Origin of the sequence: Yoonia sp. (assembly GCF_036770585.1) — a bacterium.
Lineage (GTDB): Bacteria > Pseudomonadota > Alphaproteobacteria > Rhodobacterales > Rhodobacteraceae > Yoonia.
In genome coordinates this window covers 1-15,805 of sequence record NZ_DAIPIW010000061.1, presented here as the reverse complement: position 1 = coordinate 15,805, position 15,805 = coordinate 1, and the positions used below count along the sequence as shown (strand labels likewise).

The window sequence follows — 15,805 nt, the reverse complement described above, 5'->3', positions numbered from 1 at the left end:
AGAGGCGCGGGTCGCCGCCATCGGCCGTCGGCGGGAAGAGATGCGGCTCGAGCACATCGTTGATCTTTTCCAGCACTTCGGTGATGCGCAATTCGGCGGTTTCGGCGATGGCCGCCGAGAAATCGCGCCAGAACTGGCCCAGAACCTGCTTGTAGTTGGCGTCTCCCGCGCTGACCTCATCAAGCTGGTTTTCCAGATCGGCGGTGAAATCGTAGCCCACGTATTTGCGGAAATAATTGGTCAGGAAGGCCGTGACCAACCGCCCCTTGTCCTGCGGGATCAGGCGGTTCTTGTCCTTCGTGACATAGTCGCGATCCTGAATCGTCGTCACGATCGAGGCATATGTAGAGGGGCGCCCGATGCCGAGCTCTTCCATCCGCTTGACCAAGGTGGCCTCGGTATAGCGGGGCGGGGGTTGGGTGAAATGCTGTTCGGGATCGACGGACAGCTTCTTGGCGGCCTCGCCCTCGGCCAGTTGCGGCAGGCGCTTGTCCTCTTCCTCGGTGCTGTCGTCCTTGCCCTCTTCGTAGATGGCGATGAAACCGTCGAAGATCATCACCTGACCATTGGCGCGCAACACGACCTCGCCGTCGCGGCTGGTGATATCGACCGTGGTCCGTTCCAGCCGTGCCGCCGCCATTTGGCTGGCGATGGTGCGTTTGTAGATCAGATCATAAAGCTTGCGCTGGTCGGCATCCGAGATCCTTGCCTCCTCGGTCGCCACCGCCATGTCCGTGGGGCGGATGCATTCGTGGGCCTCTTGCGCGTTCTTGGCCTTGTTCTTGTACATGCGCGGCTGGTCGGGCAGGTAGTCCGCCCCGAACTTCGCCTTGATCGCATCGCGGGCACTGGTGACGGCTTCGGGGGCCATGTCGATCCCGTCGGTGCGCATGTAGGTGATAAGGCCCGCCTCGTAGAGCCGCTGGGCGACACTCATGGTGTGCTTGGCACCCATGCCGAACTTGCGGCTGGCCTCTTGTTGCAAGGTCGAGGTCATGAAGGGGGGCGAGGGGTTGCGCGTCGCGGGCTTGGCCTCGACCGAGGTGACGACCAGATCGCGCGAGGTGATCGCCTGCACCGCCATTTCGGCCTGCGTGGCAGTGGCCAGATCGAAACGGTCAAGCTTCTTGCCCGAAAGCGTTGTCAGCCGTGCCTCGAAGCTTTGGCCGCGCGGGCTTTCAAGCTGGGCCTTGACCGACCAGTATTCGCGGGCGCGGAAAGCCTCGATCTCCATTTCGCGCTCGACGATCAGGCGCAGGCAGACGGACTGCACACGGCCCGCGGATTTCGCGCCCGGCAGCTTGCGCCAGAGGACGGGCGACAGGTTGAACCCCACCAGATAGTCCAGCGCGCGGCGGGCGAGGTATGCCTCGACCAGCGGCGCATCGACCTGACGGGGGTTCTTCATCGCCTCGGTGACGGCGGATTTGGTGATGGCGTTGAAAACCACGCGGCTGACGGGCGTGTCTTTCTTGATCGCCTTGCGTTCGGTCAGCGCCTCTTGCAGGTGCCATGAAATCGCCTCGCCCTCGCGGTCGGGGTCGGTGGCGAGGATCAGTTCGGGGTCGTTCTTCAGCGCATCGACGATGGCCTTGATGTGCTTTTTGCTGTCCGACGCGATCTCCCATTTCATGGAAAAGTCGTCGTCCGGCAGGACCGAACCGTCTTTGGGCGGCAGGTCCCGCACATGCCCGTAGGATGCCAGAACAGTATAACCCTTGCCCAGATAGTCGTTGATTTTCTTGGCCTTGGCCGGAGATTCGACAACAACGACGGGCATGGGAATCCTTTGCGAAACGGGCTTGGGTCTAAGTCGCGCAAGATGTGATGCCCGTCAGGGGATTGTCAATGCGCACAAATCCGGTCCGGCTTTGCCGCCTTCGTCACCCCGCCTTGGCGACCATTCCGCCCGCCGTGCGGATCACCTTGCCATCGAGTTCGAGTTCCACAAGAACCGGCGCCAGATCGGTGGCGCTTGCCTGCACATCGCGCAACAGCTGGTCTTCGGCCACCGGCGTCGGGCTAAGCCGGTCGAGGATCATCCGGTGGAGCTTGGCCGTTTCGCGCAAACCACGCCTTGCGGGGTCTGCCGGTCTTGGTGCCGGGACCGGCGCTGCCGCGATCTTGTGTGCCGTCAGGACCTCCAGCACATCGTCGATCCCGCGCACCAAAGTCGCGCCGTCGCGGATCAGCGTGTTGCAGCCCCAGCCGCGCGCATCGAAGGGGTGTCCGGGCACGGCCAGCACCTCGCGCCCGTAGTCCAGCGCATTTGCCGCCGTGATCAGGCTGCCGGACTTCGCCGCCGCCTCGACCACGATGACAGCGCGGGCGATCCCCGCGATGATCCGGTTGCGCGCCGGAAAATGCCGCGCCTGCGGCGCAAGGCCCATCGGCATTTCGGACATGCGCAGGCCCTTTGTCGCGATCTCTGCCGCGAGGTCCCCATGTTCCGCCGGATAGACGTGATCCACACCGCCCGCGTGCACGGCGATTGTGCCCCCTGCCATCGCCCCCTCATGCGCCGCCTTGTCGATGCCACGCGCCAGACCTGACACCACCGCGTAGCCTGCTGCGCCCAGATCCTTGGCAAGCCGTTTCGCCATGCGCAGCCCAAGGGACGAGGCATTGCGCGCCCCTACGATCGCGACCAAGGGCCGCTGCAACAGCCCGATATCTCCGATGGTCCAGAAGATGGGCGGTGCATCGGGAATATCAGCAAAGGTGCCGGGGTAGTGATCCATCCCCGCGACCACCAACCGCGCACCTGCCGCACGTCCCGCACGGATCTCGGCCAAGACAACCTCGCGCGGGCAGACGGCATAGTCGGCAACACCAGCCGCCCCCGCAATCGCCGGCAACGCCGCGAGCGCCGCCGCTGCCGATCCGTGTTCGGCGATCAGGCGCCGGTAGGTCACAACACCCACACGTCGCGAACGCAATAGGCGAAGCCGGTCAACCACGTCTTCCTGTTGGATGAGGGGGGAAGGGGGTCCGGAAGAAAGAGTCTCGGTCAACCTTGTGGCTCCGCGCTATTGCAGAGCCGACCCTAGGGTCTTTTAGTTAACGAGTCCTGAACGACTGCCTGATTTCAGACAGCCGCGCCACCGATCGTCAGACCGCCGATCAGCAGGCTCGGTTGTCCGACCCCGACAGGCACCCATTGTCCCGCCTTGCCGCAGTTCCCGATCCCGGGATCAAGCGCCAGATCGTTGCCGATCCCGCGAATGCGCTTCAGCGCCGTTGCCCCGTCGCCGATCAGTGTCGCGCCCTTTACCGGTGCGCCGACCACGCCATTCTTCACGCGGTAGGCTTCGGTGCAGGAGAAGACGAACTTGCCGTTGGTGATATCGACCTGACCACCACCGAAACCGACAGCATAGATGCCATCCTTGAGGTCCGCGACCAGCGCCTGCGGTTCGGCATCGCCCGACAACATATATGTGTTGGTCATACGCGGCATCGGCGCATGGGCATAGCTTTCGCGCCGTCCGTTCCCCGTGGGTGCCACCCCCATCAGCCGCGCGTTCTGCCGGTCCTGCATGTAGCCGACCAGCACGCCATCCTCGATCAGGGTGTTCTTGGCGCTGGGCGTGCCTTCATCATCGACGGTGATCGAGCCGCGCCGGTCGGGGATCGTCCCGTCATCCAGCACGGTGACCCCCTTGGCGGCGATCTGCTGGCCCATCAGACCGGCAAAGGCGCTTGATCCCTTGCGGTTGAAGTCACCCTCCAGCCCGTGGCCGATGGCCTCGTGCAGCAGGATCCCCGGCCAGCCCGGGCCAAGGACCACGTCCATGACGCCCGCTGGCGCGGGTTCGGCATCCAGATTGACCAGTGCGATGCGCAACGCCTCGCGCGCGACGGGTTCCCAATGGTCGCGCCCGATCAGCCCGATCAGCCCCGCGCGCCCGCCGCCACCCATGCCGCCGCTTTCGCGGCGACCGTTTTCTTCGACGATCACGCTGATGTTGAGCCGCGACATCGGGCGCACATCCGTCACCAAGGTGCCCTCGGGGCGGAGGATGACGACCTCTTGCAAGGATGCCGCCACCGTGGCCGAGACCTGCACCACACGCGGGTCCAGCCCGCGCGCGAAGGCGTCGATTTCCTTCAAGAGGTCGATCTTGGCGGGGAAAGTCGCCTGCAACATCGGGTCTTCGTCGGAATAGAGCTTGCGATTGGTGCCCGCAGGCGCAGCGGCAAGCGTGCCGCCGCCATCACCGACGGCCAGCCGCGCGGTGGCGACGGCCCGTTTCAGCGCATGTTCGTCAATCGTCGTGGAATGGGCATATCCCGCCGTCTCGCCCCGCACGGCACGCAGGCCGAACCCTTCGGAGGCATCGAAACTCGCCGTCTTGATTCGTCCGTCATCGAAGGAGATGACTTCCGACTTGCGGCGTTCGAGGAACAATTCACCGTCATCCGCCCCGGCAACAGCTTCGCCGAGCAGGGCAAGCGCCTGATCCTGATCAAGGTTGGTTTCAAACGGGCGGAATGGCTCGGCGGACATGCGAAATTCCTCTCGGGGGGTGTTTTTGTGATCGTAGCGTCTGTTTGACGCAATCACAGTTCTTGAGTTGTGCATCAGGATATGGGACACGGACGCCCAAATACAATGGGATTCCGCCTAGACCCATGCGCGGGATCGCCGGGGAAAAGCGTCCACAAGGCGCGCTGAGATAAGGGTAAGATATGCGTTTGAAGACTTATGTGGCTTCGATCTGGGCGACAGCCGGATTGATCATGGCCGGCGCGCCGGTGATGGCTCAGGAGGTCAATCAAGAGCTCGAGATCGTCGGTGCCCCCGTGCAGGGCGGCATGGGCTTTCAGCCTTCCGCGACCGAACTGGCGCGGGATGTGGTCTGGCTCGACAACATGCTTTTGGTGATCATCACGGCAATCACGCTTTTCGTGACCGCGCTGCTGGCTTGGGTGGTCATCCGCTACAACGAAAAGCGCAACCCGAAGCCCGCCACATTCACGCACAACAGCCCGCTGGAGGTCGCATGGACGGTCGTGCCGGTGATCATCCTTGTCTTCATCTTTGCTTTCTCGCTGCCGGTGCTTTTCAAACAGCAGGAAATCCCCGAGGCGGACATCACGATCAAGGTCACCGGTTACCAGTGGTTCTGGGGCTATGAATACGTCGATCACGGTTTTGGTTTCGAAAGTTACATGCTGCAGCGCGACGAGCTGGAGGACTATGGCTACAGCCAGAACGAATACCTGCTGGCCACCGATACCGCCGTTGTCGTGCCCATCGGTGCGACGGTCGTGATGCAGGTCACGGCAGCGGATGTGATCCATTCGTGGACGATCCCCGCTTTCGGCGTCAAGCAGGACGCGGTGCCGGGCCGCCTGGCCGAACTGTGGTTCGCCGCAGAGCGTGAAGGTATCTTCTTCGGTCAGTGCTCCGAGCTGTGCGGCAAGGATCATGCCTATATGCCGATCACGGTGAAAGTCGTCAGTCAGGAAACCTACGAGGCGTGGCTCGCCGAAAACGGTGTGACATCGTAATTGCCGGTCGGGGCGGGGATGTCCCGCCCCTTTGGTCCCCCTGATCACGGGGTGGGCCGTCAGTCAGATGAAGGTGTCAGGGCAACCATGAGCGATATCAGCGCGACAGACAGACCATACGAGGCGGGCATGGGCGATTACATTGCCCTGCTGAAGCCGCGTGTGATGTCGTTGGTCGTGTTCACGGCCCTTGTGGGGCTGCTGGTCTCTCCGGTGCCGGTGCATCCCTTCATCGGCTTCGTCGCGATCCTGTGCATTGCCGTCGGGGCAGGGGCATCCGGCGCGCTGAATATGTGGTGGGACGCCGATATCGACGCGCGCATGAAGCGGACAAGCGGTCGTCCGATCCCCGCAGGCCGTGTCCAGCCGGGCGAGGCGCTGGGCATCGGCCTTGCGCTGTCGGGGTTCTCGATCGTGCTGCTGGCGCTGGCAACCAATTTCCTCGCGGCCTTCCTGCTGGCCTTCACCATCTTCTTTTACGCCGTGATCTATTCGATGTGGCTGAAGCGGGCGACGCCGCAGAATATTGTGATCGGCGGGGCCGCCGGTGCTTTCCCGCCGATGATCGGCTGGGCGGTGGCGACCGGTGGGGTCAGCCTCGAGAGCGTGCTGATGTTCGCCCTGATCTTCATGTGGACGCCGCCGCATTTCTGGGCCTTGGCACTATTCGTCAAGTCCGACTATGGCAACGCCGGTATTCCGATGCTGACCGAAACCCATGGCCGCGACGCAACGCGCAGACATATCTTGGTCTACACTCTGCTTCTGGTCCCCGTGGCAATCGGGCTTGGGCTGACGTCGATCGGCGGCCCGTTCTACCTTGCCGTCGCGGTGGTCATGAACGGTTGGTTCCTGAAAGGCGCATATGACATCTGGCGGCGCGACGATGCCGCCTGCGAGGCCGACAAGCACCGGACCGAAATCAAGGTCTTCAAGGTCTCGCTCTACTATCTTTTCGCGCATTTCGGTGCGCTGCTGGCCGAGGCGGCCTTGCGTCTCTACGGGCTGGGAGGCTGGTGATGGCACTTCAGGTCGAACACGAGCTTCACGAACGGCGCAAGGGCCGCAACTATGGTGTCGGGATCATTCTGGTCGGCTTTATCGCGATTGTCTTCGGGCTGACGGTCGTGAAGGTGATTCAACTGGGTGACGCCGCGAAATTCGAAAGGTTCGATCACGTGGCGCGGCCGCAGATCATTCCCGACGAAGGAGCAGGCGAATGAAACTCTTTCCAAACCTGCAAGGCAAATACCGGACCCTCGTGCAGACCATCTCGGTTGTCGTGCTGATGGGCGGGCTTGCCTGGGCCTCGGTGCCTTTCTATGACTGGTTCTGCCGCGTGACGGGGTTCGGCGGTGCGACCAGCGTCGCAGATGGCACCAACGATGTGATCCTCGATCAGACGATCAAGGTCCGTTTCGATGCCTCGCTGGAGCGCAACATGCCTTGGACCTTCAAGCCCGAAGTCCGCGAAGTGGAAATCCGCATCGGTGAAACCGGGCTTGCCTTCTACGAGGCGCATAATCCGTTGGACGTGCCGATCGCCGGGCAGGCCTCTTACAATGTCACGCCCTACCAGGCCGGTCGCTTTTTCGACAAGGTCGAGTGTTTCTGCTTCACCGAGCAAGTCCTGATGCCCGGCGAGACGGTGATGATGCCAGTCAGCTTCCTTGTGCATCCCGACATCGTGGACGACCGCGAGGGGCGGCACATCCACACCATTACACTCAGCTACACGTTTTATCAGATAGACCTGCCAGAGGATGCCGTTCAGCAGGCCTCGGTGGATGCCGAAGCTTTGACAATAGAGCCGTCTGTCGGCATAGAAACGAACTGACGAAAAGCCAAAAGGGAACGCACCACATGGCGCATGCAAAAAACCACGACTACCACATTTTGCCACCGTCCATCTGGCCGCTTATCGGCGGTGTAGGTGCCTTTGTGATGCTCTTCGGGGCGACGCTCTGGATGCATGGATCGGGTCCGTGGATCTTCCTGATGGGCCTCGCGGCGGTTCTCTATGTCATGTATGCGTGGTGGGCGGATATCGTGGCCGAAAGCAATGCCGGCGATCACACGCCGGTCGTGCGGATCGGCCTGCGCTACGGCTTCATCATGTTCATCATGTCCGAGGTGATGTTCTTCGCGGCATGGTTCTGGTCGTTCTTCAAGCATGCCATGTATCCGATGGAAACCTACGCGGGCACGACTTACGTTCCGCCCGAGTTCTATCAGGTCGATGCCTTCCACCTGCCGCTGATCAACACGCTGGTCCTGCTGTGCTCGGGCATGGCGGTGACATGGGCCCACCATGCGCTGGTGCATGAAAACAACCGCAAGGACGTGGAGCGCGGGCTGTTGTTGGCTGTGGTGCTTGGCATCGCGTTTACAGGGCTTCAGGGCTACGAATACGCCTATCTGCTGAGCCAGGACTGGACCTTCGGCGGCGATGAGTTCTTTTCGAACTTCTTTATGGCGACCGGCTTTCACGGCTTTCACGTTGTGATCGGGACGATCTTTCTTTTCGTCTGCTATCTGCGGGTCCGTGCTGGTCATTTCACGCCCGAAAAGCACATCGGGTTCGAGGCGGCCGCATGGTATTGGCACTTCGTCGACGTGGTCTGGCTGTTTTTGTTCTTCTCAGTCTACATCTGGGGCATCTGATCTTCGGTGCTGCGCGGTCGGCGCGCGGCACCACGACCGGACACAGCAAACGCGCGAGGCATCTCGCGCGTTTTTCCCTTCAAAGAGGCCCGTCATGCTGCGGAAAATCCTGTTTCCCCTGATCCTCGGGATCGCCGGCTGCGGAACCCTGCTTTGGCTAGGCTTCTGGCAGCTGGATCGCCTTGCATGGAAAGAGGCGATCATCGCCGATATCGACGCGCGATTGACGGCCCCCCACGCCCCGCTTTCGCGTTTCGTGACCGAGGCGCAGAATGAATATACCCGCGTTCTGATCAGCGGACGACCCACGGGCGAGGAATTGCACGTGCTCGATTCCGGCACCGCCGCAGGGACGGGCTATCGCGTGATCTCGAAATTCGAGACCGATATCGGCGCGATCATGGTCGATCAGGGGCTTCTGGCGCTCGACAACAAGGATGCCGCACCGCTGACACGGGACATGCGCATCACCGGCACGCTGCTGTGGCCCGACGATCAGAACACCAGCACGCCGGACCCGGACCTTGCCGCGAACATCTGGTTCGCGCGGAATGTCACCACGATGTCCCGGACGCTCGGGACTTTGCCGATCATGGTCGTGGCCAGCCAGACCTCGCCGCAGGACCCGCGCCTGACCCCGCTGCCGATCACGACGGCCGGGATCAAGAACGACCATCTGGAATATGCGATCACATGGTTCTTGCTGGCGGCGGTCTGGGCGATTATGACCCTCTATCTGATACGCCGCACATTGCGGCCCAAGACAGAAGACTGACGCAACATGCGCTATATCTCGACACGCGGCAAAGCCCCGAGCCTCAGCTTCGAAGAGGCGATGCTGACAGGCCTCGCCCGCGATGGCGGGCTTTACGTGCCCGAGGCCATCCCGACGCTGACCCATGCGCAAATCGCGGCGATGGCGGGCAAGTCCTACGAGAACGTCGCCTTCGCGGTCATGCGCCCCTTCATCGGCGAGACCTTCACCGACGATGAATTCAAGCGGCTGATCGCACGGGCCTATGCCGGTTTCGGCCATGCCGCCCGCGCGCCGCTGGTGCAACTGGACAGCAACCACTTCCTGCTGGAACTCTTCCACGGGCCAACACTGGCGTTCAAAGACTTCGCGATGCAGCTGATCGGGCAGATGTTTCAGGCGGCGCTGACCCGCTCGGGCGACAGGATCACGATCGTCGGGGCGACCTCGGGCGATACCGGATCGGCAGCGATCGAGGCGTTCCGCGGGCTAGAGGCCGTGGATGTTTTCATCATGTATCCGCACGGCCGCGTCTCCGAGGTGCAACGCCGCCAGATGACCACGCCGACGGAAAGCAATGTCCACGCGCTGGCCGTCGATGGCGACTTCGACGATTGTCAGGCGGCGGTCAAGGATATGTTCAACGATTTCGCCTTCCGCGAAGAGGTGCGGCTGGCTGGTGTGAATTCCATCAACTGGGGGCGCGTGCTGGCGCAGGTGGTCTATTACTTCACCGCCGCCGTCAGCCTCGGCGCGCCGCATCGCAAGGTCAGCTTTACGGTGCCCACGGGCAACTTCGGTGATATCTTCGCAGGCTATATCGCCAAGCGGATGGGTCTGCCGATCGCCGATCTGGTCGTTGCGACCAACCGCAATGACATCCTGCACCGCACGCTGCAAACCGGCGCCTATACCAAGGAAGGCGTGCAGCCCACGATCAGCCCCTCGATGGACATTCAGGTCAGTTCCAATTTCGAGCGCGCGCTTTTCGATGCCTACGGGCGCGATGGTGCGGCGGTGGCCGCGCAGATGGACGACCTCAGGCAAGGCGGTTTCGAGATCAGTCAGGGTGCCTACCAGTATCTGACCGACACCTTCAAATCCGGCCGCGCCTCGGAAGAAGAAACCTCTGCCGCGATCACCCGCTACCTTGCCGAACACGGCGAACTTCTCTGCCCGCATACGGCCGTCGGCGTCCATGTGGCCGAAGCGCACCTTGGCACCACGCCCATGGTGACGCTGGCCACCGCGCATCCGGCGAAATTCCCCGACGCCGTCAAGGCCGCCTCGGGCATCGCTGCCCCGCTGCCGCCGCGCATGGCCGATCTCTATGACCGGCCCGAGCGTCTGACCCGCGTCGCGAACGATCTTTCATCCATTCAATCGCTTATCAAGGAACGGATCTCGCATTGACCATCCAGTTGCATACCCTCTCCAACGGTTTCCAGATCGTCACCGAACATATGCCCGGCCTGAAGTCGGCCAGCATCGGTGTCTGGGTGCAGGCGGGTGGGCGACATGAAAGGGCCGAGCAGAACGGCATTGCCCATTTCCTTGAACATATGGCGTTCAAGGGCACCAAGACGCGCTCGGCCTTGCAGATCGCCGAGGCGATCGAGGATGTGGGCGGCTACATCAACGCCTATACCAGCCGCGAGATGACGGCTTACTATGTGCGGGTGCTGGAAGAAGATGTCGGCCTCGGGCTGGACGTCGTGGCCGATATCGTTCTGAACCCTGTCTTCGATCCACATGAAATCGAGGTCGAGCGCGGCGTGATCCTGCAAGAGATCGGCCAGGCGCTGGACACACCGGACGACATCATCTTCGACTGGCTGCAAGAGGTGGCCTATCCCGACCAGCCTATCGGGCGCACCATCCTTGGCGAGTCGTCGCTGGTCGGCAGCTTCAACCGCAACGATCTGACATCCTTCGTGGCGGACCACTATGCACCGAACCAGATGATCCTCGCCGCTGCCGGTGCCATCGGTCACGATGCAATCGTCGCCCAAGCCGAGGCGCTGTTCGGGCACCTGCCACGGGTGGCCCGCGCCCCCGGTCTGATCATGCCCGCCATTTTCGGCGGCGGCGAGCGGCGCGAGACCAAATCGCTGGAACAGGTGCACTTTACCCTTGGTCTCGAAGGGCCCGACTATCGCGATCCGGCGATCTATACGGCACAGGTCTATTCCGGTGTGCTTGGCGGAGGCATGTCGTCGCGTCTGTTTCAGGAGGTGCGCGAGAACCGCGGGCTTTGCTATACGATCTTCGCCCAGACCGGCGCCTATGAAGACACAGGTCTGACCACCATCTATGCGGGCACCAGCGCCGAACAGATCGGAGAACTGGCGACGATCACCATCGATGAAATGAAACGCGCCGCAGACGATATGACAGCCGCCGAAGTCGCGCGTGCCCGCGCTCAGATGAAGGCGGGCCTGCTGATGGGGCTTGAAAGCGTCTCGACCAGGGCCGAGCGTCTGGCCCGTCTGTTTTCGATCTGGGGCCGGATCCCCAGCCTCGAGGAAACCATTGCCCATATCGATGATGTGACCACCGGTGACGTCAAGGACTTCGCGGGCCGGATGGCGGGCAAGGCGGGCATGGCGATGGCGCTATATGGTCCGGCCGAGGCAGCCCCCGCGCTGGACGATCTGAAGGCGCGACTGGCCGCCTGATGCTGGGGGCGCGCAAGAAGGTGCGGATCGAGACCGAGCGTCTGACGCTCCGCCCTCCTGCGCATAGCGACTTTCGCGCCTGGGCCGCGCTGCGGCTGGAAAGCCGCGATTTCCTGACCCCGTGGGAGCCGACATGGGCCCCCGACCATCTGACCCGCAAGGCCTTCACCAATCGCGTCTACTGGGCGCAAAGGTCGATTGCGAATGGCGCGGCGCTGCCGCTCTTTCTGGAACGGCGGATGGATGGTGCCCTTTTGGGTGCGATCACGCTTGACCATATCAAGCGCGGCCCTGCGCAATCGGGGATCACCGGCTACTGGATCGGGGAACAACACGCGCGGCAGGGTTATATGCGCGAGACGATCACGGCCTTGGTCCACCATGCCTTTACCGTCATGGACCTCAGCCGGATCGAGGCGGGTTGCTTGCCGGAAAACACCGCCTCGCGCCGCCTGCTGGAACAATGCGGCTATAAATACGAAGGCGTCGCGCAAAGCTATTTGCAGATCAACGGGCGCTGGCGGAACCATGTGCTTTACGCCAACCTCCGGCATGACCGGCGCGGCAAGACCGACGTCGGCTAGGGGGATATCACGCGCGCCATCGTCTGCGATCGTTGCGGACCGGCGGATCAGGTGCTGACGCTGCGGAACGAGGCCCACTTGATTGCCGAATGGTGATCTGGAGTGGTCAGCACTTCTCCGGCTGGGCCGATGCGGACACCCGACCTTATGACCGCGCCCCTGTCTTGGCCGGCAAAAGACCGTCGGGTCGCAGCAGCAAGGCAGCGATCACAGCGCTGAGCACAATGGCATCCCGATAGGGTGCAAGGCTGTCTGGCAGGAAGGCTTGGGTCAGCACTTCAAGCGCTCCGACGACGAAACCGCCCAAAACCGCGCCCCCGAGGCTGCCAAGACCGCCCAATACCGTGGCGATGAAGGCTTTCAGGACCGGAAAGAAACCCATCATCGGGTCGACGGACCCGCGCTGCGCGGTCCAGATCACGGCGGCCACCCCCGCCAGCAATCCCGAGATGGCGAATGATACTGCGACGACCCGGTTGGCCTTGATCCCGAGCATGCGCAGCATCTCGAAATCCTCGGCGGCGGCGCGCATGGCCATGCCGGTTGCGGTGCGGCGCAGGACATACGTCAGTGCACAAAGAGACACCATCGTGATCAGAATAGACGCCGTCGGTGCCACGCCTATCGTAAGGCCCGCGATCTTGTAGGTCCCCGACCATGAGGCCGGAAAGGATATCGGGACCGGTCGGGCTGAAATGCCATTCTGGAACAGGACCTTGAGGATCTCTGACACCGCAAAGCTTGTGATCAGCAGCGAGACGACATCCGCCCCGCGCATGGCGCGGAAGGCGGCGCGTTCCATCGCCAGCGCCATGCAGAGTGCAGCCGCAAGGCCGATGGTCAGCGCGGCCACAGGCGGAAAGCCGAATGCCATGGACAAAAAGATGCCATAGCCGCCGAAGGTCATGATCTCGCCATGGGCGAAATTGATCAGGCGCACGATCGAGAAGACGATCGCCAGCCCAAGGGCCAGCATCGCATAGATGCCGCCAAGGCTGAGGGCGTTGATGGCTTGTTGCAGAAAGACATCCATCGGATCAGGCCGCAAGATAGGCGGATTTGAGGATGTCTTTGCCCGCAAGGTCGGCTGGCACCCCCGCGGCTGCAACACCCCCATTGGCCAGCACGACGGCATGGTCGGCCACTTCCAGCGCCAAGGCCGCGTTCTGCTCGACCAGCAGGATCGAGATTCCTTCGGCTTTCAGCTCCTCGACGATGCCGAAAATCGTATCGACCATCTGCGGTGCGAGACCGAGAGACGGCTCATCCAGCAGCAACAGCTTGGGTTCGCTCATCAGGGCGCGTGCCACGGCCAACATCTGCTGTTCTCCTCCTGATAGTAGCCCGGCCAACTGCCCGCGCCGTTCGCCCAGGATCGGGAAACGATCCATCAGTTTGCGACGGCGTTCGGTGGCAGTCGCAGGGGTGCCTGCGCCGGATCCGGCGAGGATCAGGTTCTCCTCGACGGTGAGAGAGGCGAAGATGCGCCGCCCCTCTGGCGAAATGGCCACCCCCGCCCGCGTGATCGCGTCGGGCGGGGCGCCCGTCATATCCTTGCCGAGGATGGAAATCGTCCCGGAAGCGGCGGGGACCACGCCCACAATGGCGAGCACGGTGCTGGTCTTGCCTGCGCCGTTGGCCCCCAGAAGGGCAGTGATCCCTGACTTGGGCACCATCAGGTCGATGCCATGCACGGCCTGCACCGGGCCGTAGCGCACGCAAAGCGACGTGATTTCCAGAACGGGTTCCATCACGGCATCCTTACGGCGAGGGCAGGATCGCCGGATCGGCAGCCTCGCGCAGGACGAACTCTTTGTCGCCTGCCGCCGTGATCCTCGCGATGACCACGTCACGCAGCGGCATCCGGTCGGTCCCCGCAAAGGTGAAATTGGACATGATGCCTTCGCCGTTCTCGATGCCCGCCATCGCTTCGGTCACCGCTGCGGGATCGGTCGAGCCGGCGGCGGCCACAGCCTGCTCGATCATTTGGGCGATGTCGCAGCCATTGACGTAGTAATTGTTGTCAGGCGTCGTGCCGGTCGCGGCCGCGAAGCGATCGATGAAATCAGCATAGGCCGAGCCTTCCTTGGGGTAGCCGCCCGAGGTATGGACCACGCCTGTGACAACGTCGCCCAGCCCGCGGACTGTCGGCGTGTCAAGCACGTCACCGCCCATCACCTGCGTTTCGACCCCTGCACCGCGCAAGGCGCGGATAAAGGCCGGGAAGTCGGGCTCCCATGCCCAGGTCACGATGACATCCGGCGCGGGATCGGCATTCTGGATCGTGGTGACGATGGCCGAGAAATCAGGCTGGTTCAGCGAATAGTTGCTTTCGCCCACGACCGTGCCGCCAAGGGCAGAGAACGCCTCGCCGAAATACTCTGGACCGCCGAGGGTGTAGGCGCTGTCGGGTGACTTCACCAGCCAGACGTTTTCGAAGGCCGCGTTCCGTGCGTAGCCCGCCAGAACCGTGGCCTGCTGGTTATCCGCCGGATAGCTGCCGAAGACATGCGGTCCGACCTGGGTCAGCACGGGTGCGGTGCCCGCAAAGGTCATGGTGGGGATCATGTCGGCTGCGGTGATCTGGGCTGCGGCAATGGTTGGATCCGCATCAGCAGACGACACGATGAATTGCGCGCCGTCGTCGATCATCTCTTGAACCACCTGCACCCCGACCGCAATGTCCGAGCGCGTGTCCTTGACGATCAGCCTGACCGGCAAGGTGCCGTTCAAACCGCCTGCCGCGTTCATTTCGTCGATGCAGAATTGAAACCCCGCATAGGCCGGGCCGTCATAAGGGGCAAGATAGCCGGATTGCGCTGACATCACGCCGATGACGTATTCGTCGGCGATGGCCGCACTACCGACGGCTGCGATGGCACTGGCCATCAGGATTGCTTTGGTCTTCATGCTGAGACTCCTTCTGTTGGATCTGGACGGTGTTGATTTGCTTCGTTTTGTTCGGCCGCGCGCGCCGTCCGACCGCGTCCGATATAGGCTTCGACAACCCGGCTGTCGGCCCGGACTTCAGCCGGGGTGCCCTCGGCGATCTTCTGCCCGCGGTTCATGACCACGATCCGCTGCGACAGCCGGTTGACGAATTTCAGGTCGTGATCGATGAGCAGAATGCCGATGTTCCGTTCCTTGCCGATGGTCTCCAGCCGGTCGGCAAGGTCTTCCGTTTCGCTCGGGTTCATGCCCGCCGCCGGTTCATCAAGCAGCAGGATATCCGGTTCCTGCGACAGCGCGCGCGCGACCTCGAGCCGTTTGCGCGCGCCGTATGGCAGGTTGGCGGCGCGCATCCCGGCGATATCCTCGAGCCCGAAGGCGGCAAGTTCGCGCAAGGTAACAGCATGGGCCCGGGCGCGGTCATGTCCAGCCGCCAGCGCCGCGACAAGGACATTCTCATAGGCAGTCAGTCCGGTGAAAAGCCGCAGATTCTGAAAACTGCGTGCGACACCTTCCCGGATGACCCCGTGCGCGGGCAAGCGCGTCAGGTTCGCGTCGCCGATCCGCGCCGAGCCGCTGCTGGCATCGTATTGCCGGGTCAACAGGTTGACCAAGGTCGACTTGCCCGCTCCGTTGGGACCGATCAGGCCCGTGATCGT

Annotated in this window: 16 protein-coding genes; 9 read left to right on the top strand and 7 right to left on the bottom strand. The window is 62.7% G+C overall.

Features of this window, described 5'->3' with window-relative positions:
* The 3 genes from topA to tldD all read right to left on the bottom strand — a co-directional run.
* Window positions 1-1,780, bottom strand: a 1,780-nt coding sequence (gene topA, locus V7N12_RS10860; RefSeq protein ID WP_333714565.1) for a type I DNA topoisomerase, incomplete at its 3' end; no start/stop codon positions are given.
* A 103-nt stretch (window positions 1,781-1,883) separates the two neighbouring features.
* Window positions 1,884-3,014: a DNA-processing protein DprA gene (gene dprA / locus V7N12_RS10855; protein ID WP_333714564.1), complete on the bottom strand. Its 1,131-nt coding sequence runs from the start codon at window positions 3,012-3,014 to the stop codon at window positions 1,884-1,886.
* A 74-nt stretch (window positions 3,015-3,088) separates the two neighbouring features.
* Entirely contained in the window at window positions 3,089-4,510 is a 1,422-nt protein-coding gene (gene tldD, locus V7N12_RS10850; RefSeq protein ID WP_333714563.1) for a metalloprotease TldD, read from the bottom strand.
* Between the two features lie 182 nt (window positions 4,511-4,692).
* Here tldD and coxB point away from each other — a divergent pair, with 182 nt between their 5' ends.
* The 9 genes from coxB (at window position 4,693) to V7N12_RS10805 (ending at window position 12,197) form a co-directional block, all read left to right on the top strand.
* Window positions 4,693-5,517 (top strand): cytochrome c oxidase subunit II, encoded by an 825-nt coding sequence (gene coxB, locus V7N12_RS10845; RefSeq protein ID WP_333714562.1) that lies wholly within the window; start codon window positions 4,693-4,695, stop codon window positions 5,515-5,517.
* An 87-nt stretch (window positions 5,518-5,604) separates the two neighbouring features.
* Window positions 5,605-6,537, top strand: coding sequence for a heme o synthase (cyoE, locus tag V7N12_RS10840; RefSeq protein ID WP_333714561.1), 933 nt, complete (start codon window positions 5,605-5,607; stop codon window positions 6,535-6,537).
* Window positions 6,537-6,740: a hypothetical protein gene (locus tag V7N12_RS10835; protein WP_333714560.1), complete on the top strand. Its 204-nt coding sequence runs from the start codon at window positions 6,537-6,539 to the stop codon at window positions 6,738-6,740. The genes cyoE and V7N12_RS10835 overlap by 1 nt, the downstream gene beginning before the upstream one ends.
* Window positions 6,737-7,354: a cytochrome c oxidase assembly protein gene (locus V7N12_RS10830; RefSeq protein WP_333714559.1), complete on the top strand. Its 618-nt coding sequence runs from the start codon at window positions 6,737-6,739 to the stop codon at window positions 7,352-7,354. The genes V7N12_RS10835 and V7N12_RS10830 overlap by 4 nt, the downstream gene beginning before the upstream one ends.
* Window positions 7,355-7,380: 26 nt before the next feature.
* Window positions 7,381-8,181 carry a cytochrome c oxidase subunit 3 gene (locus tag V7N12_RS10825; RefSeq protein WP_333714558.1) on the top strand — a complete coding sequence of 267 codons (801 nt, stop codon included), beginning with the start codon at window positions 7,381-7,383 and terminating at the stop codon, window positions 8,179-8,181.
* A gap of 94 nt (window positions 8,182-8,275) precedes the next feature.
* A complete protein-coding gene (locus tag V7N12_RS10820; protein ID WP_333714556.1) occupies window positions 8,276-8,956 on the top strand; it encodes an SURF1 family protein in 681 nt (226 codons plus the stop codon).
* A gap of 6 nt (window positions 8,957-8,962) precedes the next feature.
* Window positions 8,963-10,348 carry a threonine synthase gene (gene thrC / locus V7N12_RS10815; RefSeq protein WP_333714555.1) on the top strand — a complete coding sequence of 462 codons (1,386 nt, stop codon included), beginning with the start codon at window positions 8,963-8,965 and terminating at the stop codon, window positions 10,346-10,348.
* Window positions 10,345-11,613 carry a M16 family metallopeptidase gene (locus V7N12_RS10810; RefSeq protein WP_333714553.1) on the top strand — a complete coding sequence of 423 codons (1,269 nt, stop codon included), beginning with the start codon at window positions 10,345-10,347 and terminating at the stop codon, window positions 11,611-11,613. Before thrC ends, V7N12_RS10810 begins: the two co-directional genes overlap by 4 nt.
* Window positions 11,613-12,197, top strand: a complete 585-nt coding sequence (locus tag V7N12_RS10805) for a GNAT family N-acetyltransferase (RefSeq protein ID WP_333714551.1) — start codon at window positions 11,613-11,615, stop codon at window positions 12,195-12,197. The genes V7N12_RS10810 and V7N12_RS10805 overlap by 1 nt, the downstream gene beginning before the upstream one ends.
* A gap of 145 nt (window positions 12,198-12,342) precedes the next feature.
* Here V7N12_RS10805 and V7N12_RS10800 read toward each other — a convergent pair whose 3' ends face one another.
* From V7N12_RS10800 to V7N12_RS10785, 4 genes are read right to left on the bottom strand one after another with little or no spacing between them, the layout of a single operon-like run.
* A complete protein-coding gene (locus V7N12_RS10800; protein ID WP_333714550.1) occupies window positions 12,343-13,230 on the bottom strand; it encodes a branched-chain amino acid ABC transporter permease in 888 nt (295 codons plus the stop codon).
* 4 nt (window positions 13,231-13,234) lie between these two features.
* Window positions 13,235-13,948 (bottom strand): ABC transporter ATP-binding protein, encoded by a 714-nt coding sequence (locus V7N12_RS10795; protein ID WP_333714548.1) that lies wholly within the window; start codon window positions 13,946-13,948, stop codon window positions 13,235-13,237.
* Window positions 13,949-13,958: 10 nt separating this feature from the next.
* Entirely contained in the window at window positions 13,959-15,107 is a 1,149-nt protein-coding gene (locus tag V7N12_RS10790) for an ABC transporter substrate-binding protein (protein WP_333714546.1), read from the bottom strand.
* Window positions 15,104-15,790, bottom strand: a complete 687-nt coding sequence (locus tag V7N12_RS10785; protein ID WP_333714566.1) for an ABC transporter ATP-binding protein — start codon at window positions 15,788-15,790, stop codon at window positions 15,104-15,106. The genes V7N12_RS10790 and V7N12_RS10785 overlap by 4 nt, the downstream gene beginning before the upstream one ends.
* Between the last annotated feature and the right edge of the window lie 15 nt (window positions 15,791-15,805).

Coding starts and splice junctions, on each gene's coding strand:
- tldD (WP_333714563.1), bottom strand. CDS start 4,510: ATGTCCGCCGAGCCATTCCGCCCGTTTGAAACCAACCTTGATCAGGAT.
- coxB (WP_333714562.1), top strand. CDS start 4,693: ATGCGTTTGAAGACTTATGTGGCTTCGATCTGGGCGACAGCCGGATTG.
- cyoE (WP_333714561.1), top strand. CDS start 5,605: ATGAGCGATATCAGCGCGACAGACAGACCATACGAGGCGGGCATGGGC.
- V7N12_RS10835 (WP_333714560.1), top strand. CDS start 6,537: ATGGCACTTCAGGTCGAACACGAGCTTCACGAACGGCGCAAGGGCCGC.
- V7N12_RS10830 (WP_333714559.1), top strand. CDS start 6,737: ATGAAACTCTTTCCAAACCTGCAAGGCAAATACCGGACCCTCGTGCAG.
- V7N12_RS10825 (WP_333714558.1), top strand. CDS start 7,381: ATGGCGCATGCAAAAAACCACGACTACCACATTTTGCCACCGTCCATC.
- V7N12_RS10820 (WP_333714556.1), top strand. CDS start 8,276: ATGCTGCGGAAAATCCTGTTTCCCCTGATCCTCGGGATCGCCGGCTGC.
- thrC (WP_333714555.1), top strand. CDS start 8,963: ATGCGCTATATCTCGACACGCGGCAAAGCCCCGAGCCTCAGCTTCGAA.
- V7N12_RS10805 (WP_333714551.1), top strand. CDS start 11,613: ATGCTGGGGGCGCGCAAGAAGGTGCGGATCGAGACCGAGCGTCTGACG.
- V7N12_RS10800 (WP_333714550.1), bottom strand. CDS start 13,230: ATGGATGTCTTTCTGCAACAAGCCATCAACGCCCTCAGCCTTGGCGGC.
- V7N12_RS10795 (WP_333714548.1), bottom strand. CDS start 13,948: ATGGAACCCGTTCTGGAAATCACGTCGCTTTGCGTGCGCTACGGCCCG.
- V7N12_RS10790 (WP_333714546.1), bottom strand. CDS start 15,107: ATGAAGACCAAAGCAATCCTGATGGCCAGTGCCATCGCAGCCGTCGGT.